This window comes from Streptomyces graminilatus (assembly GCF_001418565.1).
Classification (GTDB): Bacteria; Actinomycetota; Actinomycetes; order Streptomycetales; family Streptomycetaceae; genus Streptomyces; species Streptomyces graminilatus.
Genome location: NZ_LIQQ01000325.1, coordinates 1 through 24,749 on the forward strand (window position 1 = coordinate 1; position 24,749 = coordinate 24,749).

22 protein-coding genes, 1 tRNA gene and 1 pseudogene are annotated in these 24,749 nt (G+C 68.0%); 14 read left to right on the forward strand and 10 right to left on the reverse strand.

Features of this window, described 5'->3' with window-relative positions; genetic code table 11:
- Window positions 1-20: 20 nt before the first annotated feature.
- From AOK08_RS26405 to AOK08_RS26425, 5 genes and pseudogenes are all read right to left on the reverse strand, one after another.
- Window positions 21-929: a UTP--glucose-1-phosphate uridylyltransferase gene (locus AOK08_RS26405; RefSeq protein WP_055530574.1), complete on the reverse strand. Its 909-nt coding sequence runs from the start codon at window positions 927-929 to the stop codon at window positions 21-23.
- A gap of 186 nt (window positions 930-1,115) precedes the next feature.
- Window positions 1,116-2,333 carry an MDR family MFS transporter gene (locus AOK08_RS26410; protein ID WP_055530650.1) on the reverse strand — a complete coding sequence of 406 codons (1,218 nt, stop codon included), beginning with the start codon at window positions 2,331-2,333 and terminating at the stop codon, window positions 1,116-1,118.
- Between the two features lie 404 nt (window positions 2,334-2,737).
- Window positions 2,738-4,180 (reverse strand): ABC transporter permease subunit, encoded by a 1,443-nt coding sequence (locus tag AOK08_RS26415; RefSeq protein WP_079054283.1) that lies wholly within the window; start codon window positions 4,178-4,180, stop codon window positions 2,738-2,740.
- A 327-nt stretch (window positions 4,181-4,507) separates the two neighbouring features.
- Window positions 4,508-6,010 carry an ABC transporter substrate-binding protein gene (locus tag AOK08_RS26420; RefSeq protein ID WP_055530578.1) on the reverse strand — a complete coding sequence of 501 codons (1,503 nt, stop codon included), beginning with the start codon at window positions 6,008-6,010 and terminating at the stop codon, window positions 4,508-4,510.
- Between the two features lie 252 nt (window positions 6,011-6,262).
- Window positions 6,263-6,790, reverse strand: a pseudogene (locus AOK08_RS26425) (GNAT family N-acetyltransferase); the annotation flags it as partial.
- A 134-nt stretch (window positions 6,791-6,924) separates the two neighbouring features.
- Here AOK08_RS26425 and AOK08_RS26430 point away from each other — a divergent pair.
- From AOK08_RS26430 to nicT, 4 genes are all read left to right on the forward strand, one after another.
- Window positions 6,925-7,929: an RNA polymerase sigma factor gene (locus AOK08_RS26430; RefSeq protein ID WP_055530579.1), complete on the forward strand. Its 1,005-nt coding sequence runs from the start codon at window positions 6,925-6,927 to the stop codon at window positions 7,927-7,929.
- Between the two features lie 171 nt (window positions 7,930-8,100).
- On the forward strand, window positions 8,101-9,360 hold the full coding sequence (gene cbiE, locus AOK08_RS26435) for a precorrin-6y C5,15-methyltransferase (decarboxylating) subunit CbiE (RefSeq protein ID WP_079054278.1): 1,260 nt from the start codon (window positions 8,101-8,103) through the stop codon (window positions 9,358-9,360).
- 30 nt (window positions 9,361-9,390) lie between these two features.
- Window positions 9,391-10,194 carry a cobalt-precorrin-6A reductase gene (locus AOK08_RS26440; protein ID WP_241827099.1) on the forward strand — a complete coding sequence of 268 codons (804 nt, stop codon included), beginning with the start codon at window positions 9,391-9,393 and terminating at the stop codon, window positions 10,192-10,194.
- A gap of 103 nt (window positions 10,195-10,297) precedes the next feature.
- The gene (gene nicT, locus AOK08_RS26445; RefSeq protein ID WP_079054279.1) at window positions 10,298-11,461 is read left to right on the forward strand and encodes a Nickel transporter NicT; all 1,164 of its coding nucleotides are present in this window, start codon (window positions 10,298-10,300) and stop codon (window positions 11,459-11,461) included.
- A gap of 16 nt (window positions 11,462-11,477) precedes the next feature.
- On the opposite strand, the gene AOK08_RS26450 is transcribed toward nicT, so the two are convergent.
- The 4 genes from AOK08_RS26450 to AOK08_RS26460 all read right to left on the reverse strand — a co-directional run bounded on the left by AOK08_RS26450 (window position 11,478) and on the right by AOK08_RS26460 (window position 13,455).
- Window positions 11,478-12,110: a precorrin-8X methylmutase gene (locus AOK08_RS26450; protein ID WP_055530583.1), complete on the reverse strand. Its 633-nt coding sequence runs from the start codon at window positions 12,108-12,110 to the stop codon at window positions 11,478-11,480.
- Window positions 12,111-12,303: 193 nt separating this feature from the next.
- Window positions 12,304-12,361 (reverse strand) — tRNA-Arg (locus tag AOK08_RS45965).
- An 89-nt stretch (window positions 12,362-12,450) separates the two neighbouring features.
- Window positions 12,451-12,648 carry a hypothetical protein gene (locus tag AOK08_RS26455; RefSeq protein WP_055530585.1) on the reverse strand — a complete coding sequence of 66 codons (198 nt, stop codon included), beginning with the start codon at window positions 12,646-12,648 and terminating at the stop codon, window positions 12,451-12,453.
- Between the two features lie 51 nt (window positions 12,649-12,699).
- Window positions 12,700-13,455, reverse strand: a complete 756-nt coding sequence (locus tag AOK08_RS26460; protein WP_055530587.1) for a GntR family transcriptional regulator — start codon at window positions 13,453-13,455, stop codon at window positions 12,700-12,702.
- Between the two features lie 78 nt (window positions 13,456-13,533).
- Here AOK08_RS26460 and AOK08_RS26465 point away from each other — a divergent pair, with 78 nt between their 5' ends.
- The 10 genes from AOK08_RS26465 (at window position 13,534) to AOK08_RS26505 (ending at window position 23,025) form a co-directional block, all read left to right on the forward strand.
- On the forward strand, window positions 13,534-13,812 hold the full coding sequence (locus AOK08_RS26465; RefSeq protein WP_055530589.1) for a hypothetical protein: 279 nt from the start codon (window positions 13,534-13,536) through the stop codon (window positions 13,810-13,812).
- 526 nt (window positions 13,813-14,338) lie between these two features.
- A complete protein-coding gene (locus AOK08_RS26480) occupies window positions 14,339-14,566 on the forward strand; it encodes a hypothetical protein (protein WP_055530595.1) in 228 nt (75 codons plus the stop codon).
- Window positions 14,563-15,306: a GntR family transcriptional regulator gene (locus tag AOK08_RS26485; protein ID WP_055530597.1), complete on the forward strand. Its 744-nt coding sequence runs from the start codon at window positions 14,563-14,565 to the stop codon at window positions 15,304-15,306. The genes AOK08_RS26480 and AOK08_RS26485 overlap by 4 nt, the downstream gene beginning before the upstream one ends.
- A complete protein-coding gene (locus AOK08_RS26490) occupies window positions 15,303-15,605 on the forward strand; it encodes a hypothetical protein (RefSeq protein ID WP_055530599.1) in 303 nt (100 codons plus the stop codon). Before AOK08_RS26485 ends, AOK08_RS26490 begins: the two co-directional genes overlap by 4 nt.
- A 298-nt stretch (window positions 15,606-15,903) precedes the next feature.
- Entirely contained in the window at window positions 15,904-16,455 is a 552-nt protein-coding gene (locus AOK08_RS45970; RefSeq protein WP_157876800.1) for a hypothetical protein, read from the forward strand.
- Window positions 16,456-16,923: 468 nt separating this feature from the next.
- Window positions 16,924-18,303: a PIN domain-containing protein gene (locus AOK08_RS26495; protein WP_055530601.1), complete on the forward strand. Its 1,380-nt coding sequence runs from the start codon at window positions 16,924-16,926 to the stop codon at window positions 18,301-18,303.
- Between the two features lie 287 nt (window positions 18,304-18,590).
- Window positions 18,591-19,718, forward strand: coding sequence for a hypothetical protein (locus AOK08_RS45975; protein WP_157876801.1), 1,128 nt, complete (start codon window positions 18,591-18,593; stop codon window positions 19,716-19,718).
- 125 nt (window positions 19,719-19,843) lie between these two features.
- Entirely contained in the window at window positions 19,844-20,014 is a 171-nt protein-coding gene (locus AOK08_RS47600; protein WP_241827100.1) for a hypothetical protein, read from the forward strand.
- 431 nt (window positions 20,015-20,445) lie between these two features.
- Entirely contained in the window at window positions 20,446-20,874 is a 429-nt protein-coding gene (locus AOK08_RS26500) for a hypothetical protein (RefSeq protein ID WP_055530603.1), read from the forward strand.
- 297 nt (window positions 20,875-21,171) lie between these two features.
- Window positions 21,172-23,025 carry a pentapeptide repeat-containing protein gene (locus AOK08_RS26505; protein WP_055530605.1) on the forward strand — a complete coding sequence of 618 codons (1,854 nt, stop codon included), beginning with the start codon at window positions 21,172-21,174 and terminating at the stop codon, window positions 23,023-23,025.
- A 622-nt stretch (window positions 23,026-23,647) separates the two neighbouring features.
- Here AOK08_RS26505 and AOK08_RS45980 read toward each other — a convergent pair.
- Complete coding sequence (locus AOK08_RS45980; protein WP_157876802.1) at window positions 23,648-24,490, reverse strand: hypothetical protein; 843 nt, start codon at window positions 24,488-24,490, stop codon at window positions 23,648-23,650.
- Window positions 24,491-24,749: the final 259 nt, after the last annotated feature.

The following is a 24,749-nucleotide window of genomic DNA, read 5'->3' on the forward strand; positions in this document are numbered from 1 at the left end:
GGGTAGGGGCGGCGGGGGCGCTAGACTCCGCCGGCCTCCTCCCCCTCCAGTTCCTTCGCCAGCCGGCGCAGATGCGGCCCGTACTCCGGATCATTGAGCGCCGCCGCGAACTGAGCGGTGAGATAGGCGAGCGGGTTACCAGTGTCGTACCAGCGCCCGTGAATCACCTGGCCGTAGACGGCCCGGCTCCCGGCATAGGCATTGATGGCATCGGTGAGATACACCTCACCGGTGTGATGGTCGTACCACCGCTTGGTCTGATCGCGCAGCTCGTCGATGATCCCGGGCGTGATCACGTACCCGCCGATGGCCGCGTACGCGGAGGGCGCGTCCTCCGGCCGGGGCTTCTCCACCAGACCGGTGATACGGAGCAGACCGTCATCGAGGTCCTCCTTGACGACGGGAACGCCGTAGCGCTGCGAGTCGCCAGGATCCATCGGCATCAGCGCGAGAACCGGCGAGTTGGTCGCCTCGTACGCCTTGATCAATTGCTGGGCGCGCGGAACCTCGGCGACGAACACATCGTCGGGCCACAGCACGAGCATCGGCTCGTCGCCGAAGTTGCGCGCGGCGTTGAGGACGGGCGTGCCGTTGCCGTACGGGCCGTGCTGGTCGAGGTAGGTGATGTGGCCCTGCCGGGACAGCTCGCCGACCTCCTCGACGGCGTCCGCGTAGGCGTCCTTGCCGTCGGCGCGCAGTTGGTCGACCAGGGCCGGGTTGGGCCGGAAGTGGTCCTGGATCAGGCCCTTCCCACCGGACACCACGATGGTGATGTCGGTGATGCCGGAGGACACGAGCTCCCGGACGGTGTGTTCGATGACGGGCTTGTCACCGACGGGCAGCATCTCCTTCGGTGTCGCCTTGGTGAGCGGCAGCAGCCGGGACCCCAGTCCGGCTGCGGGAATGACTGCCCTGCGAATCGTGGCCATGGGCCCCCCTGTACAAAAGCGCGTACGCGTATCAGCGGTTGTCGTGCTCGGTGAAGCACCGGTGATGCTCAGTGGTGCCGCCAGGCGCTCACCCGTGCCTGTCGGCGCGAGTGGTGTGACGCTACCAATTCGGCATGCCCCACGGCTGTGCCGCCCAGACCCCCGGGGTGCTCCCCCGGCCACGGTTCACTTCCGGCGCGGGAGTACCGCGATCGCCCCGAGAGGTACGGCGGCCAGTACCAGCCAGGGCACGGCCGCGGGCAGCGCGGAGTCGAGCAGAGTGCCGGTCAGCGCGCTGCCGACCAGCACGATCAGGCCGGAAACCGACGAAAGGGCGCCGGTGTAGAGGCCGAGCCGCCCTTCCTCGGCGAGGTCGGGCACCCAGGCGCGGGCCACGGGGGCGACCAGCATCTGGCCGAAGGTGAGCAGTACGACGAAACCGGCCGCGGGCAGCAGCCCTGCCGTGCCGGTCCACCCTGCGGGCCTGGTCAGCGCCACCGCCGCGAACCCGACGGAGATCAGCAGCAGTCCTGCTGTCATCGAGCGGCGCGGCGCCAGCCGGTCGCCGACCCAGCGGGTGACCGGCAGTTGGGCGGTCACGACGAGCAGCGAGGACAGGGCGAACAGCCAGGCCAGCGCGGTCTGCGCGCCGGTCACGCGTTCTACCTCGGCGGGGAGCGCCAGATAGAGCTGGTTGTACGCGAGCAGATAGGCGCCGTACGCGGTGCAGAGTGCCAGAAATCGCCGGTTGCGCAGCAGTGCGCGCACGCCCCCTTTCGCCCGTACGCGCTCCCGGCCGGGTATGTGCTGCGGGAGCAGCCAGGCGTGCCCGGCGAGGACGAGGACGAAGATTCCGGCGCCCGCGAGGCAGACGACCCGGAAATCGACGGCCAGGAGCAGGCCGCCGAGGAGTGGCCCGACGAAGGCGCCCGCCTGTCCGGCGACGGTGAACAGTGCGAGGACACGGGTGCGTGGGCCGTTGCCCTTCTCTTCCCAGACCACTGCCTGCCGGGCCACCTCGGACTCGACGGCGGGCGAGAAGAGCGCGGCGGCGAAGCCGATGAGGAGAACGGCGCCGATGACGGTCGCGGTCGTGTCGGCGTAGCCGAGCCAGGCGAAGCCGGCGACGCGCAGGGCGCAGCCCACGAGCACCACCGGCCGGATGCCGTACCGGTCGGCGAGCGCGCCGCCCACCACGAACAGCCCTTGCTGGCTGAAGGTGCGCAGGCCCAGAACGAACCCGACGAGCCACCCCGCCATACCGATCGCCTGCCCCAGATGCTCGGAGAGAAAGGGCAGGACGGCGAAGAACCCGACGTTGAAGGCGAGTTGAGTGAGGATCAGCAGCCGCAGCAGCGGCGAGAGCCGCACCCGGGTGGGCCTCCCGCCCTCACCACCGACCACGACACCGGCCTCGGCATCCGACTCGACACCGGTCGCCGGACCGGCCACCGTGCCGGAGACCGGGCCGGACACCGGGCCGGACGCCGAACCGGACACCGGGCCAGGCTCCGGGCCGAAGAGCGGACGGGAGACCAGGCCAGAAACCGGACCGAACGCCGGATCGACCACCGGGCCAGACGCCGAACCGGACACCAGATCGGACGCCGGATCGGCCACCGGACCGGTAGCCGCACCGGACGCCAGATCGGACCCCTGACCGGCCACCAGACCGGTAGCCGCACCGGAGGCCAGATCGGCCCCCCGGCCAGCCACCGGACCGGACGCCTGACCGGTAGCCGCACCGATCTCCGCCCCGGCCACCGGCTCGGTCACCGGCTCAGTCACCGGCTCAGTCACCGGCTCAGTCACCGGAAGGCCAACTCTCGTGCCCCCGACCGCGGTTGACCCACCCCTACCGCCTTCCGCCGCCGGATCCGCAACCCCGCCGCAGTGACGGCCAGCGCGCCGAGCAGGGCGAGTACGGCGGCCGGGGCGAGGACCGCCCAGGGGGCTCGTTCCGCGTACGGCTGGTTCTCCGCGAGGAGCAACCCCCATTCCGGGGACGGTGGTTGGGCGCCGAGACCGAGGAAGCCGAGGGCGGCCAGGGCGAGGGCGACACCGGGCAGCCGCAGCAGGGCGTGCCGGGTGACGGGGAGCAGCGCGGCGGGCAGGAGTTCGTGCCGCAGGACGTACCAGCGGCCGGCGCCGAGCGCCCGAGTGGCCGTGACGTGCAGGGTGGCCCGTTCCTGACGGAGCAACGCGGCGGTGTGCGCGGCCAGCGGCGCCCAGGCGACGGCGGTCACGGCCAGCGCGGGGGTGGCCCCGCCGCTGCCCACGACCGCCGTGACCAGCAGCGCGGCGAGTACGGGCGGTATCGCGTTGACGGTGTCGACGAGCGGCTCCGACAGCCGGGGCACCAGCCCGAGCAGCAGCCCGGCCAGCAGCGCGGCGGCGCTGATCGCGGAGGCGAGCAGCAGCGTGTCGAGGGCGCCGTGCCCGACACGGGCGAGCACGTCACGGCCGAGGGCGTCCGTGCCGAACGGGTGGGCCCAGGAGGGGGGTTGGAGCCGGGCCCGGGTGTCCAGCGCGAGCGGGTCGCGCGGCAGGCCCAGGGCGACGACGCCCAGCAGCGCGACCGCGTACAGCAGAGGCGGACTGCGGCGGGCGGGCGGTGCGGGCCGGTGCGGGGAGGAGAGGCCGCCGTCGCGCAGGGCGGGGCCGATGAGCAGCCGGGCCGCGAGCCGGGTCACGACCGCCGCGACCGCAGCGAGCAGCACCAGGGCAAGAGCGCAGGCCTGGAGGACGGGCAGATCCTGGGCGATGGCGGCCTGGAGTGCGGTGCGGCCGAGGCCGGGGATGTCGAAGATCTGCTCGACGGCGACCGAGCCGCCGGTCAGCCCGACGACGAACAGCCCGGCGTTGGGGAGGAGCGCGGGCAGGCAGCGCCGGACCGCCTGGCTCGCGATGCGCCGGGCCGGGATGCCGCGTGCGGCGGCGGCCAGCGCCCAGGGCTCGGCGAAGGCGCCGGGCAGCAGATCGTCGAGGAGTCGTCCGAGCAGCGCCCCGGCGGGCAGGCCGAGGGCGAGGGCGGGCAGGATCGTCCACTGGGGTCCGTACCAGCCGAGGGCGGGCAGCCAGCCGAGCTGGACGCCGACGACGGTGGCCAGGACGGACGCGGTGAGGAACTCGGGCAGCGCGGCGACCATCGCCGACCCGCTGCCGCCGCCGTGCCGCCGCCCGCCGCCGCCCAATGTGCGGGCGCACACCGAAGCGGCGACGAGGAAGGCGAGGGCGAGCGCCACGGCCATCAGCAGCAGCGAGGCGCCGAGCGCCCGCAGGACGGCCGGCATGACCTCGGCCCCGGATATCCAGGACCGTCCGGCGTCACCGCGCGGCAGCCCGCCGAGCCAGTCCCCGAGCAGCCGCAACGGACCGGCGTCCAGGCCGAGTTGGGCCCGGATGTCGGCCAGTACGGCGGGGGTGGCCTCGCGCTCCGCCGACCGCGCCTTGAGCACGGTGAACGCCGGGTCGGTGCGCGTCAGCCAGGGCAGCAGACCGATCCCGCACACGAGCAGCGCGGCGAGCAGGGCACGCCACAGGAGCGTGCCCACAGTGCCCACACGACCCCGCACGGGTCAGCGCCTCGTTCCGGTGCCGACCAGCGTGCGCTCGTACGGATCGAGGAGCACGCCCCGCACGCCGGTGCCGACGCCGGTGATGATCCGCTGGTGGACCAGGGGGACGACGGCGTCGGTGCCGAGGATCAGGGCCTCCGCGGCCATGGCCGCGTCCTGCCGCTTCGCTGTGTCCTCGATGCGCTCGGCACCGGCGACGGCCCGGTCGACCTTCTTGTCGCAGAGCAGGGAGAGGTTGTAGCCGCCGCCGCAGGTGTAGTCGCCGACGAGGACGGAGACGGGGTCGCCGGAGTCGAGCATGGTGTTGCGGGCGGCGACGACGGCGTCGAACTTCCCGCCGAGCGCGTCGCTCTCGAGGCGCGAGTACTCCCGCACCTCCAGCTTGACCCGGAACCCGGCCTTTTCCAGTTGCTGCTTCAACACCTGGGCGGATTCCGGCAGTTCGGGGCGGTTGTCGTACGTGGCGAGGGTGACGGAAGCGCCCTTGGTCGCCGCCGCCTCCGCCCGCCCGGCGGGCCGGCCGCGCTTGCCCTCGGCCCAGGTGAGCGCCGGGCCGTAGATGCCCTTTCCGGCGTCGGCGTGGCCTTCGTAGACACCGTCGGCGAGGGCGGAGGTGTCCACGGCGGCGCGGGCGGCGGCCCGCAGCCCCGCGTCCTTGAACACGCCGGACCTGGTGTCGAGGTGCAAGGAGGTGGTGCGGGCCGTGGCGGTCTCGCGCAGGCTCGCCTTGCCGAGGGAGGCGGCCTGGGCGACGGGGATCGCCTCCGCGATGTCGACCTGGCCGGTGCGCAGGGCGTTGGCGCGGGCGGTGCCGTCGGCGATGAACCGGGCGTCGATGCCTGCGGCCTGGGCGCGTCCGCCCCAGTAGTCGTCGAAGCGGTCGAGGGTGGCCGCGGTGGTGCCGGTGCTCTTCGTCAGCTCGAAGGGTCCGGTGGCGGTGCCGACCGGGTCGACGGCGCCCTTCTTCGCGAACGCCTTGGGCGCGAGCACGGCGAGGGCGGGACTGGTCAGCCGCAGCGGGAGCACGGGGTCCTGCTCGGCAGTGGTGACGGATATACGTCCGTCTCCGGCGGCCTTCGCCGTCAGGGTCACGCCGGTGAGGGCGGCGGGTTCGGGCTCGGCCCGGGTGGCGTGGGTGAGGGAGGCGGCGACGGTGGCCGCGGTGACGTGGGTGCCGTCCTGGAAGGTGGCCTCGCGCAGCTTGAACTCCCAGGTGCGGCCGTCCTTCCGGGTCCAGGACTCGGCGAGCGCGGGGGCGGCGGTGCCGTTGGCGTCCAGGGAGGTCAGGCCCTCGGTGACGCCGAGGCGGCTGAGGAGGGTCGCGTCGTCACCGTACGGCGAGAAGCTCTCGGCGGGCGGGAAGGCGAGCGCGACCCGCAGCCGGGGCCCGGAAGCGGTGTCCGACGGGGCGTCACGGTCGCCACCGCCGGCGGCGAAACAGCCGGTGAGCAGCGGGGAGAGCAGCAGTCCGACGAGCAGTCGGCGAGGGCGGGGGGTGCGCATGGTCCTCGGGTTCTGTCAGGGAGCGGGGGGGCGGGCTTGAGCCGCGGGAGATTCCGGAGACTACATGATAATCATTTCCAATAGCTATCCTGGGTCGCCGTTCACCGGCGATCACCGCACCGACGAAACCTCGACCGACCCCCCGGCCGGACCTCCGACCGGACCCCTGGCCGGACCTCCGACCGCACCCCCGACCAGACCCCTGGCCGAACCCTCGACCGGAGCCTCGGCCGGGACCCCGACGGAGCCCCCGATGGGGATCTCGAAGTGCACGACACCCTGCCCGCCGCCCGCGTCCTCGCGCTCGTCGTGCACGACCTTGCCCAGCGACCGCCAGAACCCCTCGGCACCGGCCACCGCCGGGTCCGTGTGCAGATACACGGCGCGATAGCCGCCGTCGGCCGCCGCGAAGGCCAGCAGTTCGGCCACGAGCCGCCGGGCCAGACCGCGCCTGCGGTGCTCGGGACGGACGTACACCCGGCGCAACTGCGCGGTGGCGCCCGAGGGGTAACTCTCTGCGACACGGCGGGGGTTCGGCGGATGGAGGGGGCCGCGCGAGTCGAGGGCGGCGGTCGCGACGATGCTCGCGTCGCGCTCGTCGACCGCGACCAGGAGGGTGTGGCGGGCGGGGGTCAGATAGGCGGACGCGGGATCGATGACGTCGCCGTGCCAGCGGGGCACGTAGCCCGTGCCGAAGTCGCGGTAGACGGTGTCGAGCATGACGGCTCGCGCGCCGTCGAGGTCGTCCGGGGCCGCCGCCCTAATGCAGTAGTCATGCACCTGCACATCATATGCATTTAAGTTGATCGAACTCCCCCGTCGGCCACCGGGGTTCCGCGACCGCCGCCTGTATCCTGAAATCAAACGGGTGATCGATATCAGCTGCGTGCGCTCCTGGAGAGGAAGTGAGCACGATGGCGACCGATACCGAGGTGACCGATGTGTTCGACCCGGCCGCCGAGGACGAGAGTGATGCTCCCCGGCCCCGGCTGACCGCCGGGGGAGGTTCGGTCGACCAGGTGCGGGACTATCTCCGGCTCATCGCCCGGGTCCGGCTCCTCAGCGCCGAACAGGAGGTCGTCCTCGCGAAACGGATCGAGGCGGGGCTGTACGCCGAGCACAAGCTGCTGGCGGATCCGCCCCAGGACCCCGTGTTCCAGCGGGAGTTGGAGATCCTCGCCGCCGACGGCGAGCGCGCCAAGTCCCACCTCATCGAGGCGAACCTGCGCCTGGTGGTGTCCGTGGCCAAGCGCTACTCGGGCCGTGGCCTGCTGTTCCTGGACCTGATCCAGGAGGGCAACACCGGCCTGATCCGGGCCGTCGAGAAGTTCGACTACGCGAAGGGCTTCAAGTTCTCGACGTACGCGACCTGGTGGATCCGGCAGGCGATCTCACGCGCACTGGCCGACCAGGGCCGGACCATCCGCATCCCCGTACATCTGGTGGAGGTCATCAACCGGGTGGCCCGTACCCGCCGCGAGCTGATCCAGGACTTCGGGACGGAGCCCACCCCGGCGGAGCTGGCGGAGAAGGCGGGCGTCTCCGTGGAGCGGCTGCCGGAACTCACCGCCTACACCAGGGAGCCCGTCTCGCTGCACACCGCCCTCGGTGAGGACGGCGACGGTGAACTCGGCGACCTGATCGAGGACCGGGACAGCGTCACTCCCATGGACATGGTCGCCTTCCTGCTGCTCCAGGAGACCATCCAGGCCATCCTCGCCGAGATGACCCCGAGGGAGGCCGGCATCATCTCCCTGCGCTACGGCCTGACCGGCGGCCGGACCAGAACCCTGGAGGAGATCGGCCAGGTCTACGGCGTGACACGCGAGCGGATCCGCCAGATCGAGTCCAAGACGATGTCGAAACTGCGCCACCCGTCCCGGTCGCGGGTACTGCGGGACTATCTCGACGCCATGTGACCCGGCACCGCGCGGAACCCGTCACGGCACAGGACGCGTCGGGCAGCCAACTCGTCCGGCTGTCCACGGCAGACGCCGGCCCGCCGAGCCTGGGCGCCTGTCAGTACCACTGCCACCACCGCCACTGCCACCGCCACCGCCACCGCCACGGTCACCGTCACCGTCGTAGGGATCGGTGCCGACGGCTGGCCGGGGCTCCCGGAACCCTCCCGTGCGGCACTGTGCGAGGCCGAGGTCCTGATCGGGGGCGCGCGCCAGTTGGATCTGCTGCCGCCGGAGTGCACCGGGGAGCGGCTGGCCTGGCCGTCGCCGCTGCGGCCCGCCGTCCCCGGGCTGCTCGCCGCGCACGCGGGCCGCCGGATCGCCGTACTGGCCAGCGGGGACCCCATGTTCTACGGCATCGGGCGCGCCCTCGCCGAGGAGACCGACGCGCTGCGCGTCCTGCCGCATCCGTCCTCCGTCTCCTACGCCGCCGCCCGGCTGGGCTGGCCGCTGGAGGACGTCGAGGTCGTCACGCTGGTCGGCCGCCCCCTGGACCGCCTCGCCGCCGCCCTGCACGACGGCCGACGCCTCCTGGTCCTCAGCGCGGACGCGACCACCCCCGGCGAGGTCGCCGCCCTGCTCCGGGACCGCGGCTTCGGGCCGAGCCGGCTGCGGGTCCTCGAACAACTCGGCGGCGACCGGGAACGGATGACGGTCGAGACCCCGGCCGACGACTGGCCCCGGTCGCAGGTCCCCGGCGACCCCCTCAACATCGTGGCCGTCGTCTGCCGACGTACCCCGGACGCCCTGCGCCTCGGCGCCGTTCCCGGTCTCCCCGACCAGGCGTACGAGCACGACGGCCAGCTAACCAAGCGCCACATCCGCGCCGCCACGCTCGGCGTGCTGGCCCCCGCCCCCGGCGAACTGCTGTGGGACATCGGCGGTGGATCGGGTTCGGTCGCCGTCGAGTGGATGCGCGCCCACCCCTCGTGCCGCGCGGTCACCGTCGAGCGTGACCCCGTGCGCGCCGAGCGCATCACCCGCAACGCCGAACGGCTGGGTGTGCCCGGACTGACGGTCGTCGTCGGTTCGGCGCCCGGCGTCCTGGCCGACCTCCCTTCCCCCGACGCCGTGTTCGTCGGCGGCGGGCTCACCGGGCCCGGTCTCCTCGACGCCTGCTGGGAGGCGCTGGCGCCCGGCGGACGGCTGGTCGCCAACACCGTGACCTTGGAATCCGAGGCGCTGCTCGCCGACGCGTACCGGCGCCACGGGGGCGAGCTGGTGAAACTGGCGGTGGCACACGCCGTGCCGGTGGGCGGCTTCACCGGCTGGCGGCAGGCGATGCCGGTAACGCAGTGGGCCGTACAGAAAACCCTCGTACGGGAATCCCTCGTACGGGAATCCCTCGCACGGGAGACCCCCAACCCCCTTGCGGGGGACGACGGATGACAGTGGCCCGGTGAACGGACCCGGACTCCCATGCGCATGCAACACGTACTGATTCTCGGCGGGACCACGGAAGCCCGCCGCCTCGCCGAACTGCTCCGCGGGACCCCGGGCCTGCGGCTGACCAGCTCACTCGCCGGGCGCGTCGCCGGGCCGAGACTGCCGCCGGGCGAGGTCCGCGTCGGTGGGTTCGGCGGGACCGAGGGGCTGACGGCGTGGCTGCGCGAGCACCGGGTGGACGCGCTCGTCGACGCCACCCACCCCTTCGCCGGAACCATCAGTTTCCACGCGTCGCGGGCCGCCGCAGCGGCCCATGTTCCCCTGCTCGCGCTGCGGCGCCCCGGCTGGACCCCGGTGGAGGGCGACCGCTGGTACGACGCCGGCTCGCTGGCGGAGGCCGCCGGGCTGCTGCCGGGGCTCGGGCGGCGGATCTTCCTCACCACCGGCCGTATGGGCCTGGCGGCCTTCGCGGACCTGCCCGGCGACCTGTGGTTCGTCGTACGCTCCGTCGACGCGCCCGAGCCCCCGCACCCGCCCCGCATGGAGGTACTGCTCGACCGGGGCCCCTTCACCCTGGACGGCGAGCGCGAGCTGCTGCGCCGGTACCGGGTCGACGTCCTGGTGACGAAGGACAGCGGGGGAGCGGCCACCGCCCCGAAGCTGACCGCCGCCCGGGAGGCCGGGCTGCCGGTGGTCGTGGTCCGCCGGCCGACCGTCCCCGACGGGGTCGCGGTCGTACCCGACCCGGAGCAGGCGGCCCGCCGGCTGGGAGAACTCCTCGACCAGCATCGACCAGCCTCGACCAGCGCGTTTTCCGCCTTCCTGACTGAAACCTGACAGGGGCTTTGCCGCATTCATCTTGTTCCTGCAACTCATTTGCAGAAACCTGAAAGGTGCGGCTGAAAACAGCCACCCGCCCAGCAGTAAGGCCCGCGCCTCCATGACCTCCGCTCCTGAATCCGCCTCCGCACGCCCGGCAGCTTCGGGCACCGGGGGCGGTTTCTCGTGGCACCGTGTCCGCACCTCCATGAGCCGCAAGGAATGGGCGAACCTCGGCGGGATGGCCGCCTTCATCCTGGCGCTGCACGTCATCGGCTGGTTCACACTGGTGGTGATCGTCGCCCCCGAGCACTACAGCCTGGGCACGAAGTCCTTCGGCATCGGCATCGGCGTCACCGCCTACACACTCGGCATGCGGCACGCCTTCGACGCCGATCACATCGCCGCCATCGACAACACCACCCGCAAACTGATGAACGAGGGGCAGCGCCCGCTGTCCGTCGGGTTCTGGTTCTCGCTCGGCCACTCCAGCATCGTCTTCATACTCGCCTTCCTGCTCTCCCTCGGCGTGAAGGCGCTGGCCGGACCGGTCGAGAACGACAACTCCACGCTGCACAGCGTCACCGGCTGGATCGGTACGACCGTCTCCGGGACGTTCCTCTACCTCATCGCCGGCATCAACCTGGTGATCATGGCGGGCATCTGGAAGGTCTTCCGGCAGATGCGCACCGGCCACTTCGACGAGGCGGCCCTCGAAGAACAGCTCAACAACCGCGGCTTCATGAACCGCATCCTCGGCCGCCTCATGAAGTCGATCACCAAGCCGTGGCAGATGTACCCCCTGGGCATGCTGTTCGGCCTGGGCTTCGACACGGCGACCGAGATCGCGCTCCTCGTCCTCGCCGGCTCGGGCGCGGCCTCCGGCCTGCCCTGGTACGCGATCCTGTGCCTGCCGGTCCTGTTCGCGGCGGGTATGTCGCTGCTCGACACGATCGACGGCTCGTTCATGAACTTCGCCTACGGCTGGGCCTTCTCCAAGCCGGTCCGCAAGGTCTACTACAACCTCACCATCACCGGCCTGTCCATCGCGGTCGCGCTCATCATCGGCACGGTCGAACTGCTGGGCCTGATCGCCGAGAAGGCGGACCTGCACGGCCCGTTCTGGGACTGGGTCTCCGGCCTTGACCTGAACATCGTCGGCTACGTCATCGTCGGACTGTTCTTCGCCACCTGGGCCGTCGCCCTGGTGGTGTGGAAAGTCGGCCGGATCGAGGAGAAGTGGACGGCCGGCCTCGCCGAACCCGTCCGGCAGGGCGCCGAGTAGCACCGGTTCCCGCCGCTCACTCCTCCTCGCTCGCGATCGCGTTGACTGCGGCGGCGGCCATGGCGCTGCCGCCACGACGGCCGCGTACGACCAGGTACTCCAGCCCGGACGTGTTCGCGGCCAAGGCGTCCTTCGACTCGGCGGCGCCGACGAAGCCGACCGGGACGCCGATGACGGCGGCCGGCCGGGGCCCGCCCGCCTCGATCATCTCCAGCAGCCGGAACAGCGCGGTGGGCGCGTTGCCCACGGCGACCACGGCACCCTCCAGCCGGTCGCGCCACAGCTCCAGCGCGGCCGCGCTGCGCGTGGTGCCCAGCCTCGCCGCGAGGTCCGGCACGGTCGGGCCGGAGAGCGTGCACAGCACGTCGTTGCCGGCGGGCAGCCGCCTGCGGGTCACCCCGCTGGCCACCATCTGGACGTCGGTGAAGATCGGCGCCCCGGCCCGGAGGGCTTCACGGGCGCGGGCCACGACGGCGGGCGTCCAGGCCAGGTCCCGTACGAGGTCGACCATGCCGCAGGCGTGGATCATCCGGACGGCGACCTGGCTGACGTCGGCGGGCAGGGCCGAGAGGTCGGCCTCCGCGCGGATGGTGGCGAAGGACTGGCGGTAGATCGCGGCGCCGTCCCGCTCGTAGTCGTAGGGGGACACGTTGGTCTTCTCACTGCTCTCGGTGGTGGTGCGACCGGACGGTGCGCTCGGACGGTGCGCTCGGATGGCCTGAAACGGTCTGATCGAGCGTCGCAGGCAGGCCCGGCCGACTTTACCGAGTCCGGCAGACGAGGCACGCGGTCCTCAATGATCCAACCGACCTGTACATGCAGGTCAGGGAGGGTATGTGCGCCCCCGGCAGGACTCGAACCTGCGGCCAAGCGCTTAGAAGGCGCTTGGCGTGTTCGCCTGGAACCGGTCACTGACCTGGGCAGTTACTCCTTCCGCTGGCGGCTCGTCACCTGCCGTCGACACGCATTCGACATGGCCCGGAGCCGGTTCACGGTCGCCGGTAGGCCGAGGGGTCGGCACCCGCTTCTGGTGTCCTGCTGAAAGACACGTAGGCGGGATGCTCAGGGTCTCCCACCTGCATGAGGGCGAAGAGATCGAGGTCATGATTCGCGAACCTGTGGAGGTACTGGAGGAACAGCTCCAACTCGCCGTCCGACAGCCGCTCATCGTGCCTCTCGTTTCGCATGAGGTCACGATACGAGCCGAGCGGCTACGACCTTGACGTGGAGCTGTCCCGCTAACGGTTGATGGGGATCTCGTAGACGATCTCGCAGTGAGCGGCGGGCATCACGATGTCCGCGGTCTCGACGGGCCGTCCCTCGTCGCTGTAGTACGTCCGCCGGATGTGCGTGACGAGCGCGGCCTTCTGGATGCCGAGTAGGGACGCCTCTTCGGCGGTCGCTTGCCGGGGCTCCGGCTGCTCCACGGCGTGGCTGACGGCGATGCCGATCGCGGCCATGCGGTTCACGACGCCCGCTCCGGCGTGCGGCCCTCCCTCGGGCAGCACGACGAGAGTGCCGGCCGTGAGGTCGTACGGCTCCCAACTCGTCGACAGCTGCACAGGCCTGCCGTCCGCCAGGAACTCGTACGTCGTACGGACGCACAGCTCGCCCTCGGCGAGACCCAGCCGCGCCGCGATCTCTGCCGGTGCTGGCACCTTGGCATCGGTCCGGCTCTCCCAATCCCCTTGCCTGCCGACAGCCTTCATGTCCGCACGGAAGGGTGACCCGTTGGGCTGCTCGCGCGCCGAGGAGCGGACCACCCGCACTCGCTGCCGGGGCTCGGCGACGTACGTGCCTGATCCGGCACGTCCCTCCAGCACGCCCTGGGAGATCAGCAACTCCTGCGCCCGGCGCACCACGTTCTCGCCCACGCCGCACTCCTGGCCGATCTGGGCGCGGGAGGGCAGGCGGTCTCCCGGCTCCCACACGTGCTCAGCGATCCGCCGCCGGAGTTCGTCGGCGGTGCGGAGATAGGGCGGTTGCTCAGGCATGTAGAAAATCTAGTCCACTGGCTCTAAGCTAGTTAACTAGCTTTACTGAAAGTGATCGCTGGTGACGGAGGCTGTCCTGTGCCCGCTTCGGGAGTTAGTGCGGAGGCTCTCGCCGCCCGGCTGTCCGCCCTCGGGCTCCCCGTGCGCATGGAGGAGCACGACTTACACACGACGGTCGAAGCAGAGGTCCCGGAATCGCTCGACGCCGAGTTATGGCGGGAGGCCCTGGAAGTAGTGGCCGACGCCGATCGTTTCGGTCTCCTCGCCACCAGCCTGAACGACCGCACCCTCTGGGCGGTCGTACGCAAAGTGGTCCCCACGACGGGCGATGTCGGGGGACCGAGCCATCAGCGATAGGAGCTGATCAGCGTGCTCAACCGTATCCGTCGTGCCGCCTCGCTCACCAGAGAGCGGCACTTCCCCAAGGGCAGGCACCGCCGCCCCTTAACGTCCGCCAAGACATCGCCGGCCTATGCACCCCCTGCGCCCACGGAAGGGCCGACGGCAGCCCTGCGGCGGGGCCCAGCCCTGGCGAACCTCGCGGGTTCGCTCGCGGGTGAGGACAACGCGCTAGTCCGCCCGTACGTGCTGGCCTGGGAGAAGCGCGAACGGCCGCGGCGTTCGATGGTCATGGCGCCCCATCTGCCGGCCGAAGCCTGGTCGGCCCTCGCGGGAGTCCGCTGATGCCTCCTCGCAGCCAGCCTCACATCACGGACGCTTCGTCCGCCCCCTACCGATCGGTTGCATGCCGGATCGGCACTCACCCCACCTGCGCGGAGTCCTCCCCGACGCTGGCGCCGGTCGACTTGCCGGTGATCTACGAGGTGTGCGCCTGCCCTTGCCACGTGGCGTCCAACCAGTCCACGCCCGCGGAGGTGCGGCAGTGAGGCAACGAACACCCCGCGGCGCGCTGCTTTCCCAGCCCATCGAGATCACCTCGACCACCGTGCAGTGCGGCGACATCATCCAAGTCGGTGGTCGGGCATGCCGGGTGAGCAACCTCTTCCAGCTGCCCCAAGGCGCCAAGCAACTGCAGTTCGAGTCGGGCGAGTTGCTGACCATGCACACACGAACCCGGCTTCTCGCCGTGCGGATGCTGAGAAGGCGGTGACACAGATCGTGCCCTCTCGTCATCACGACATCGCCGATGACCTCAGGCGTCAGATCACGACCGGTCACATCAAGCCCGGCGAACGTCTTCCGTCTGAAGTCGGACTGGCCGGCCAGTACAAAGTCAGCACGGCGACGCTGCGGAGCGCTCTCGCGGTGCTTCAAGGGGAAGGCCTCGTCGAGAAGATCCACGGTAAGGGCAACTTCGTCCGCCACCGCCTCCGCAAGATCATGTATGTCGGCGGCTGGGGGACGCTGGACCCGTGGACAGCCGCTGAAACGGCTCTGCGCGTCACGGACCGCGCCACTGCGATCGAGGCGCATGGGCATCTGGCAGCTCTGTTGCGAGTTCCGAACGGTAGCCCGCTGACCGAGTTCCTCAGCATCAGCTACCAGGGAAAGTCCCCGCACAGCCTGGCCCGCATCTACGTCCCACGCGACCTGGAGGCCACCGGCGCACTCGGTGACGGCCCCTCATACGTGCGGACAAAAGAGAGCTTTGCTGTGCTGAGCCCTCTGTCGTCGGAGGTCCGGGAAACGGTCTCCGCCCGCCTCCCGACACCGGATGAGGCGTCCACCCTCCGAATCAACCCCACCTTGGCGGTGCTCGCGATCACACGCGTTGCCGCCGACACCGCCGGGCGCGTGGTCGAGGCTGCGCTTCTGGTGTTCCCGGGGGATCGGGTTGACGCGGTCTTCACTACCCACCACGTGATCGACGAGAGGCAGACGCAAGGATGACGGCACAGAACGAGCTGAGGCTTCTCCCATGGTCGGGGCCAGAGGGCAAGCCCTGCTACCTGAGCACCGACGACAGGGACGGCTACATGTCCCGCCTGGCCGACAACATCGAATCGGTACAACTCGGGACGGCGGCCGAACTGCTGAAGCAGGCCGCGGAAACCTTCGGTGACGAGCAGGCGGGCCCGGAGGACATGCAGCTCCTGGCGAAGGAACTGACCGGAGCCCTGCGAGACGTCCTCCGCGTAGCCACCAGCCGCGGTCACCTCCTGGTGGTGAACGAACCTCACCGCTTCTGAGGACAACGGTCGGCAAGGCGGGCGCTCTGGCAGCCTCCCGGTCACCCGTGCTGGGAGAGGGACTTGGACAGGAGTCTGGGTCTCTCTCCCAGCTGGGTCACGTCGGTGGTGCCCGATGGGACGGCACCTTCAGGCGTGCTTGCCCTCGAAGCCGCAAAGAGACAACGTGAGTGCCGAACAGAGCCGCATATGCGTCCGGCTCGCAAGCGTACGGTGGCGTCCGATCTGGGTAGTCCAGCGGTAGCCCTCAACGGGCTACCAACGGTCACGACCTGTTCGCTAGTCCCAGGAGGCGGCAATGAACCGCGATTTTGAGCTTCGAGCATCGAGGATCTTCAGCAAACATCAGGGTGAGATCTTATGGCCCTACGGGCTTGCTGCCCCGGACCGACGACGGAGTGGGCTCAGCGCGGAGCAGTACGAGAAGGCTGCTGCGCACGCGCAGGTGGCTCAACAGGTCATCGTCGATTGGGCCGAAGACCACGGTCTGCGCAGTAGCGAGAGCGGATGCTGTCCGCGGTGGCTGTTGCGCAACGCCAGTAGGCAGTGTGAACCCGATGTGTGCGGTAAGTGCGGTTCTGGCTCACGCAACGATGAACACTGGCTTGATCATCCCATCTTCTGGCTCAAGGACGGGCTGCCAACCGTGATCACCTCCGCGCCGTATTCAGTGAGTGAGGATGATCGAAGCCGTCTCGAACAATGGAGGGAGGCTGGCCTCATGGCGGCGTTCGGCGGGCCGGCCTGGTACGGGTTCGATACAACGCAGATAGTCATGTGGCACCCCAAGCGCCTTGCCTCCCTCTACCTGGCAGAGGACGCCGACCGGCTTTTGCGGCACCGCAAGTAGCCGCCGTAGCTCGGCCTACGGCAGTCGGCCACTACTACTGGGGGCACAGCGTGATCAGGGGCGCGTCTGCCTCACTGCGCGCCCCAGTCCTCAACCAAACCGTGGGGTCGTTCGCTCAGAGAAGCTCGATGGCAGGGCTGTCGGCGACGGGAGGAACTAACTGAGCCCTCAGTTTGGGAATCTGCGAACATTTGAAGCTCGCTTGCCCCTGACCTGGACGAACGGGTAGAGGACGGCTTCCTCGGGCCGGGCTCCTTCACCGTGATTCGCCGCTGTTCCCGCTCGATCTGGTGCGCTGTGGTGCGGCAGCGGAAGTGCACGGCGGCGGCGTGGCTGGCACAGCGGGCGACCTCCAAGGAATCCGCCCCCCGACTGGCACGAAGTGCTTGTCCGGGATTTCCGGTGCGCTCTCCCCCTTCTCCTTGAGACTCTTGGGCTTGACGTCAGTACCGAGGGACCGGAGCACCGTTGATCATCCTGGACACGAACATTCTGCGGAGCATCAAGCTCGATAGCGTGAGCGCGGAACTCATCAGGACGATCCGCACTGCAGAAGTCGAATCCGTCGGTGTGCCTTGGGTGGTGCTGGAGGAGCTGGCGTCGCACCGGGCAGTGCCGTACCGGGAGAAGCACGAAGCAGCCGCGGAGGCCCTGAAGAACTTCAGGAAGGCCACGCCCTGGCAGACCGCCGCCCTGCTCCCGCCGCTCGACCTGGAGCGCTACCGCCAGCACTGGCGGTTGCAATATCTCGAAATCGTCGACGAAATCCCGACGAGCGAGTATGCGCTGCGTGAGGCGGCATTCCGAGAGTCGAACGTCCTCCCGCCATGCAAGGCCATCGTCATCAACGAACGCGACAAGGTGAAGACGGGCGGCCGGGACGCCGCAATCTGGCTGGCTGCGGTCGAATACGCACGGGAGCACCCCGACGAGACGGTGTACTTCGTCAGCAAGAACACGAAGGACTTTGGGGACGGCACGGCGTACCCGTCGCTCATGGCCATGGACTTGGACGGCCTCGGGGAGCGGTTCGTACACCTCACCTCCCTCGGCCAGGTTCTTCAGAGGTTCACAGTGTCGGCCGAGGTTAAAGAGGAGGAAGTACGCGCGATCCTCTCGGATACGGAGAGCCTCAAGACGATCAGTGTCGAGGCTGCACGGCTGATGGCCGTGACGAAGGAAAAGGTCTGGTTCGGTGGCGGCCCCAGGATTTCGGCCACGATGGCCTTCTTGGCGGAGGACCTCGGAAGCGGCGAATTCGAGACGGTCACCACTGAGCCGGTGGAGATGCTGGGCTGGGCTGAGGTCCCCACAGTCGCGCTCGGCAGTGTGGGCGAGCTGAGCGCTCACCGCATTGGAGATCACGTCTGGTGTGCAGCGACAGTGCGGTGGATTCTCAGCGGACCCGCCGTCTTGCAGAACACGCACCGGGTGGAGGTTGTAGGGTGCGCATGGGAGACACGCGTCCTTGCGAGTACGACAAACACGGACTCCCGGCTCACCATCCTGCGCAGCCAGGCCGCACGGGCTCTCACCACATCGGAGTTCGTCTCATTTGCCCCGTCCGCCACCTTGCTGGCAAAGCGGACCGAGAGGGCCAGGCAAAAGTGGCTTCCTTTGGACCTCAAGGTGCCCGAGGACTCCGGACAAGAGACTTTCAGGAGGCTGAGTCGAGTTCTGCACTCTGACGCACAGAGCCCCTGGTTCGCCGCGCCGCGGTACGGCAACAGCATTCAGTACGCCGAGCTTCAGGTGAACGACGGCAGCCTTTGGTTTGCGCCGCCGCGGGAGGACGACGACCCCGCCATTCAGTTCGCCGAGCCGGAGGACGGTGATGGCCGGGAGTAGGCGCCAACCGGCGTGTCCCCGCAGTTAGACACCCACCAGCCGGAACGCTCGATGCTCTCCACCTACTCAGAAGAGGGCGCGGTGCACTAGCCAAGCCGACAGGGGTGTAGCCGGCAGTCAAGCCCATCCGGTTGAGGGATAGGTGTCCCATATATGAGCTGGGACGAGTACTCGGTTCGCTAGCAAGTAGTCAGAGTTCAAGCAAGATCAGCCGTGGGGGATACGTGAGGGCCTGTTTTCTAATTGATGAAAATTGGACAGCCGTCGGAAGGCGAGGCTGGCTCACCATGAGGGAATCCCTGGTGCGCGCATATATGGAAACGGTTCCGCATCACAGGCGGCATGCCCGCTTTTCTGCCGGTACCCTTCCCCTCCGGCAACTCGCCCAGGAGTTGGGTAATATAGAACAGGTCGCAGATAGCGTTCTTGGTGAGCACTGGGCCGTCTGGAGTACTTTCCTCGGACCGGATCTTTCCGAATGTGTCGCATCATTCGACATTGCAGGCGTGGGCGTGGAATCTATGTCACCTTCGGACGTGCGCGCCATGCATGTCCGATTGAGGGGGGAGGAGTGGTACCTCGGGGCAGTGCAAGTTCGCCCAGAGATTCCATCACACTGGGCCGTTTTCTTGAAGGGCATTCCAAGCAAGTTTCGGATCTTTGAAGAAAAACTCTACCTGTTTCATTCAGGGTACGAGTCAGAATTCGAGGACACTCGAGATTATGTAGACTTCCAATCTTGGGAAGATTCTGGCATCTTTTCTTCCATTTGCTGGGAAGACTTGGGCGTGCGGGAAACTATCTTTGACCCATACGAGAACATGGAGTACTTCCGCAGGATCGGCGAAGCTGATGAACTTCTGCACGGCCAGTTCTCCTCTGCCCTCGGTGAGACCCTTATGCGGTGCTCGGATCTGGATCCGAACCTCACCCAGCGACTTCATGCTGCCATCAAAGCATTCGAGGGCCATGAGACAGGAGAGGGTTTGGCGCATGTGGCGCTGTCCTGTCGGCGTTTTACGGAGAGGCTTGCCGACTGCCTTTACCCTCCGCGTGATGAAAAGGTAAATGGACGAAAGGTCGGCCAAGCCGAGTACAGGAACCGGCTCTGGGCATACGTTGCAGATAGCATTACTTCTGCCACCACCCGAACATTGCTCATCGCGAACGTTGAAGACTTGGGTAATCGGATCGATAGGCTGGACAACCTCAGCAACAAGGGACTTCACTCCGACGTATCATCCTCCGACGTGAACCGGCTTTTGCTGTCATTGCTTGTCGTAACTCACGACTTGATGTCGCTTCGTCCGCCTGGAGGGGCGTTTTCGTACGAACCCTACGCAGATTCTTTTCGTGAGTTCTTCGACGATCTCTGGAAAGGGGAAGAGCGCCGTTCCAAGGGCGGAGAGGAATAGCTGTAGGGCTGCTTGGGCGTGCGCCCCGGCGTGTCCTACGTCTGCAGTTGGAACCGCGCACGACGAAGCGCCGGCAGCCTGGCTGATCAGCTCGTGTTGCTTGGCCTGGATGCAGACTTCCCGGTTTGGTGGCTGACGTGAACGTCTTCGGTGACGGCTTGGTGCAGCTCGGGATTGTTCGTCCTGAAGCGGCAGAGTTGCTGGCCAAGCTGATCGTGGCGGGGCTACAAGCAGAGCTGGACGCCACGCCGGCTGACTCTCCTCCGGCGGTTCGGCTGGAATCACCCGATGCCTGAGCCGCTCCCCGGACATCGGTTGGCCGCAGGTTGGAACACGCTTCCGCGATCGGCGGGCCTGGCCCGTACGACATCGTTCCCCAGCGTCGTCGTGCGGAGCTGATTGCTGCCCCGGCGTAGTCGGTAGGCCTGCTGCTCGGCCGGCGCCCCAGCGCCGCAGCCCGGACGAAGCGGCAGGCCATGACATCACCTCGGGAAGCTCGGGTCTTCTCAAGGTTGTTACTGCGTCGACCTGCGATGGAGCGGTGTTTGGACCTGGTCAAACCAGAGGCCAGTCCCCCGCTGGTCCCCCTGGTTCCCCGCAGAATCTGGCACGGAACTGGCACGCCTACCCTGGGGCAGCCGAGAACTGCCTCCGCTCAAGGCTCAGAAGACGCAGGATTTGCTGTTCGGGGTGCGACGCGAGTTTCTCTCCGGTCGCACCGTGGGGCATGCTGTTCGCCATGCCAACGGCCACACGGACTCACGCGCAAACCCACCAGGCTGGGCGTCACCTTGCTGTCGCCGAGGCGCTCTTGCGAGGGCTGCCAGCCAAGCTAAAAGGTGCCCAGACCTACGTCGAGATTGGCGAACACACCGCACAAGTGATGGTGGCCGCCAAGGGCGCTTGGATGATTGCGGACATCGAGAAGTTCACTTCTCTGACCTGTAGCCGGGTCATCCTGGTCCACATCACAGCGGACGGCCATGACTTTTACGTTGCTGACGGCGGCACGCTTCGTGCTGAAGTACAAGCTCGTCACAAGCAGTTCTTGGAGCAAGTGGGAGGTGTACGCCCTCGAAACCCCGAGTCGAGGAACACCGTCATAAAGCCCGAGGATGTCACCGCTTGGCGGGACCAGTGGGGGCTTCTGACCTAGCCCGGGCTTGGCCTCCATGCCTGCACACGGCTCCGGAGGCCGCTTGGGCCCTGGGCAATGTTGCTGGTCAGGGCATCACTGATGATTGGGTTGGCTTCTGCCAGACCACAGATAGTCCACGGGGCCTGGCTCCCTTTGGCGGGCTAGATCAGGCGACCTGCCGGGGCCTGAGCCCTAGAACGAGGAGTACGTCACCGAGTACGGATCCGCGATCAGCTCGGCGGGGGCAAAGGGGTTCAGCCGACATGCCGTTGTGGTGGACTGCTCCTTCGCCCCAGACCGACGGAGCTCCGCGCCATGCCCGGTCAGATCCCGATATGGTGCCGGTTCGCAGCGCTTTCTGCGGCGCGACTCACCCTCCTCGATGCGGAGTACGGCGTGGCCACCACCACCTTTACCAATCTGCTGGTGAACCCTGGCTATCCACTGTGCGATGCGGCGGCGGGCGCCTGCCGCGGTCGACAACTGCCCACGTCCGGGAGGTGCCTGGCTCATGCGAACGCGACCGAGAGGGCGGACTATTTCGCGAGCCTCAGCGCGGGCGCGGACATCGATCACAGCGGAACCCAGATCAGCCGGGCAGACCTGTCGGAGCTACGGGATGCCGTGACCGAGGCTGGGACAGGCCGAGCCACGGTCGGCAAGGCCACCTTTAGGCGGGCGGTTTTCACCGGCTTGGCCGACTTCTCGAACGTGAGCTTCACCGAAAGAGCCATCTTCGTCGATGCGGAGTTCTGCAGAGGGGGCGACTTTACGGATGCCGTCTTCCTGCATACGGCCCTGTTCACCGACGCCAAGTTCACACGCGGGCAGGGTGACTCGGCGACGTTCCGCCGTACGGTGTTTACCAAGATCGCCGAGTTCCGTAGTGCGGGCTTCGCGGCGAAGGCCGAGTTCGACCAGTCCGTTTTTGAGCAACAGGCACTTTTCCAATCTGCCGAGTTCCAGACCGTGGGCCACTTCAGCCGCTGCGTCTTCAAGGGAGTCACCGAGTTCCACAACACGGTCTTTAGGGAAGCGGTCTTCGCGGGATCCTCTTTCGAGGCGTCGAGGGAGCTTGGCCCGATGGTCTGCACGCAAGCACTGAACCTCGTGGAAGCCCAGTTCCATGCCTCTGTGACCATCAAGGCGGCGGTCCCCCTGGTGCGATGCGATCGCACCATCTGGGATTCGTCCGCGTCGCTACTCCTCCGGTACGCGACCGTTCGTCTTGAGGAAGCGAGCCTGGTCAGCCCGTTCGCCATCACGTATGCACCGACACCTTGGGGAGGAACCAATGCCGCGGAGAGCGCGCTCGTCGCGGCTCATCCCACGGACAGCACGTATCCGAAGATAGCCTCCCTGCGTGGCGTCGACGCCACGTACGTGGTGCTGACCGACACCGACCTGACCTCGTGTCGGTTCATGGGAGCTTTCCACCTAGATCAGCTTCAGCTGCGGGGCCGGACTTGGTTTGCCCAGCCCCCGACTGGCTGGAGGTTCAGCCGCCGTCGTGGGCTCTACCGGTGGACTGGACGGCGCACGCTTGCGGAGGAGCAGTACTGGCGCAGACTGAACTGGCCAGAGTGGCAATCCCCCGTTCCTCCCTCCGCTGTCCAGAACCAACCCGGAACCGAGGACGTGTCCGCACTCTATCGGCAGCTGCGAAAGGGCTTGGAGGACGCGAAGGACGAGCCAGGCGCGGCGGACTTCTACTACGGCGAGATGGAGATGCGCCGTCATGACACCAGTGGCTGGGTACGCGGGCTGCTCTGGCTGTACTGGGCTGTCTCCGGATACGGACTTCGCCCTTCCCGCGCGATCGCTTCCCTACTGATCCTGATGTCAGCGAGCGTCTTCGCACTCGCTCTCTGGGGCCTTCCCAACGACTCCCCGAAGGCGAAGACGACCGGGACTCTGCCAACTGCCGGACGGCAGCTGCAGTTGACGACCGACACGCCTGATCCACGACTGAGCCTGCCCTACGGCCGGCGCATCACGTGGGACAGGATCGGCAAGACCACTCCGATCGTCTTCAACTCCGTGGTCTTCCGCTCTTCAGGGCAGAGCCTCACGGTTCCGGGCTCCTGGATCGAGATGACCACCCGTCTCGTAGAACCCACCTTCCTCGGCCTCACCGTCCTGGCCGTTCGCAGCCGAGTCAAGCGATGAACAGCCCTGGCGTCGAATGGTGGTTGAGGTCCGGCAGCCGCTGAATCTTGTGAGCGGAGCGGGGCGTGCGCTGCAAAACGGAGCTGACTGTGTTGGCTCCGTCTTGCGTGCGGGACGGGGACGCGGGTTGTGGGACTTGACAGGACCTATTCCGCGTTCTGCCCGCAGCCTCCCTCTATGAGGAGACCGCACCGATCTTCCTGAGCTCCGACGACGAGCAGCCAGTAAGAAGTTGCAGCTGGCCGCGAAGCGCGGTACCTCAGACGACGACAGTCAGCCACGACGGCGGGTGCGCCGACCGATCACGCACGCGTGTGCCTCGCTGCACCCCAACTGGGCTCAGCCACGCTGCCAGGCCGTCGACCAGAGCAAGCCTCGCCAGCCGGGCCGTAGAACACTCCGGGTCCTCCCAATCAAGGCCCTCAGCTTGGGAAGCTGCGGTCATTGGCGGCTGGTTCGAGCGCTGAACTGGGTGAATGGTCGAATCGTGGTTCTGTTTGACTGGTCGGCTTTCCCCGTGATTCCCCGCTGTTCCCCGCCCGATCTGGTGCGCTTGTGGTGCGGCTTGGCACCGCCGCACGGTCGACAGACGTTGATGTCACGTCAGGAGTCTGCGGCACCGTCAACGCACCGATGGCGGGCGGCGGAACCGACTGCGGGCGGCGGGTCGGTCTTGCAACTGTGCGTAGCGGATCACTGATTCCTGGCTCGCGGTACGAACCCAGACGGGCGCCCCGACCAGGATGCGATGCGCCCCGGCCATGTTTCCCGAGAGCCTCCAACGTCCCTCGGTCAATACCACGTCGGTGTAGATTTGAGCGAACCACTCGCTGCTATCAGCATGAGCGAGTGTGTATCCCCGTGTCCACGGACGCCCCTCATGGTTGGCTGGGTCGCCGGTGTTTCCTTGGTTCAAGGCAATGTTCAGCGCCTCAACGGAAAGCGACTCTGGATCATCCCACTGGGACGTGTTCCTTGTGCCGCGGCTCTCTACCAACTCTGCGATGGCGTACCACGCAGAGGAGAACCAACCTGCTTCGGGAGCGTCTGAAGGGCGAAGCGTGCGCCCGGGGAAGTTGTCCATGCTGCCGAAGAGCACCAGATCGACCTGCTGGCCGCTCCCGTTGGTCGTCCTCATGTGGAACATCGCCCCCTTGTCCCGTTCGGGCCCACCGGTGAACCTGGCGATGTGAACCTGGCCAACGCCCTTGGCGAAACGAGCAGGAGGCGGTGAGTCGAAGGTGGTAACTGCCTCAGCGCCGATGGCCTTCTCGATCTTGCGTGCCTTCTCACGGCGGGTTAGGTCTGGCCGGTCTCGCTTGGTAACTTCGGCGCCGATCCCTTGGGGGGCGGCCTTAAAAGTCCAGTTCAGCCGGCTATTCAGGTTGATGCCGTTATCAGAGGCGATTTCGACGGCGCGGCGATCTGACCAATACAAGTAACTGCCCGCATTGACTCTCCGCACCGACTGTCCTCCCTGCGTTCACTACCCACGTCCGCATCGTAGGCCCGATAGCGAAGTGTTGAGGCTGAGTTGTCCCGGTGCGGAGCACCAGACCTGAGCCTGGGAAGCTCGGGCTTCTTGGCGGCGGTTGCTCCGCTGACCTGCGGCGGAGTGGTGTTGGAGTCCTGGCGGCACCCGGTGCAAGTTCCCCGTGGTTCTCCGCATGATCTGGCACGCGCATGGCATGGTCCCTTGCCTCGAACGTCCCTTGGCCGAGCTG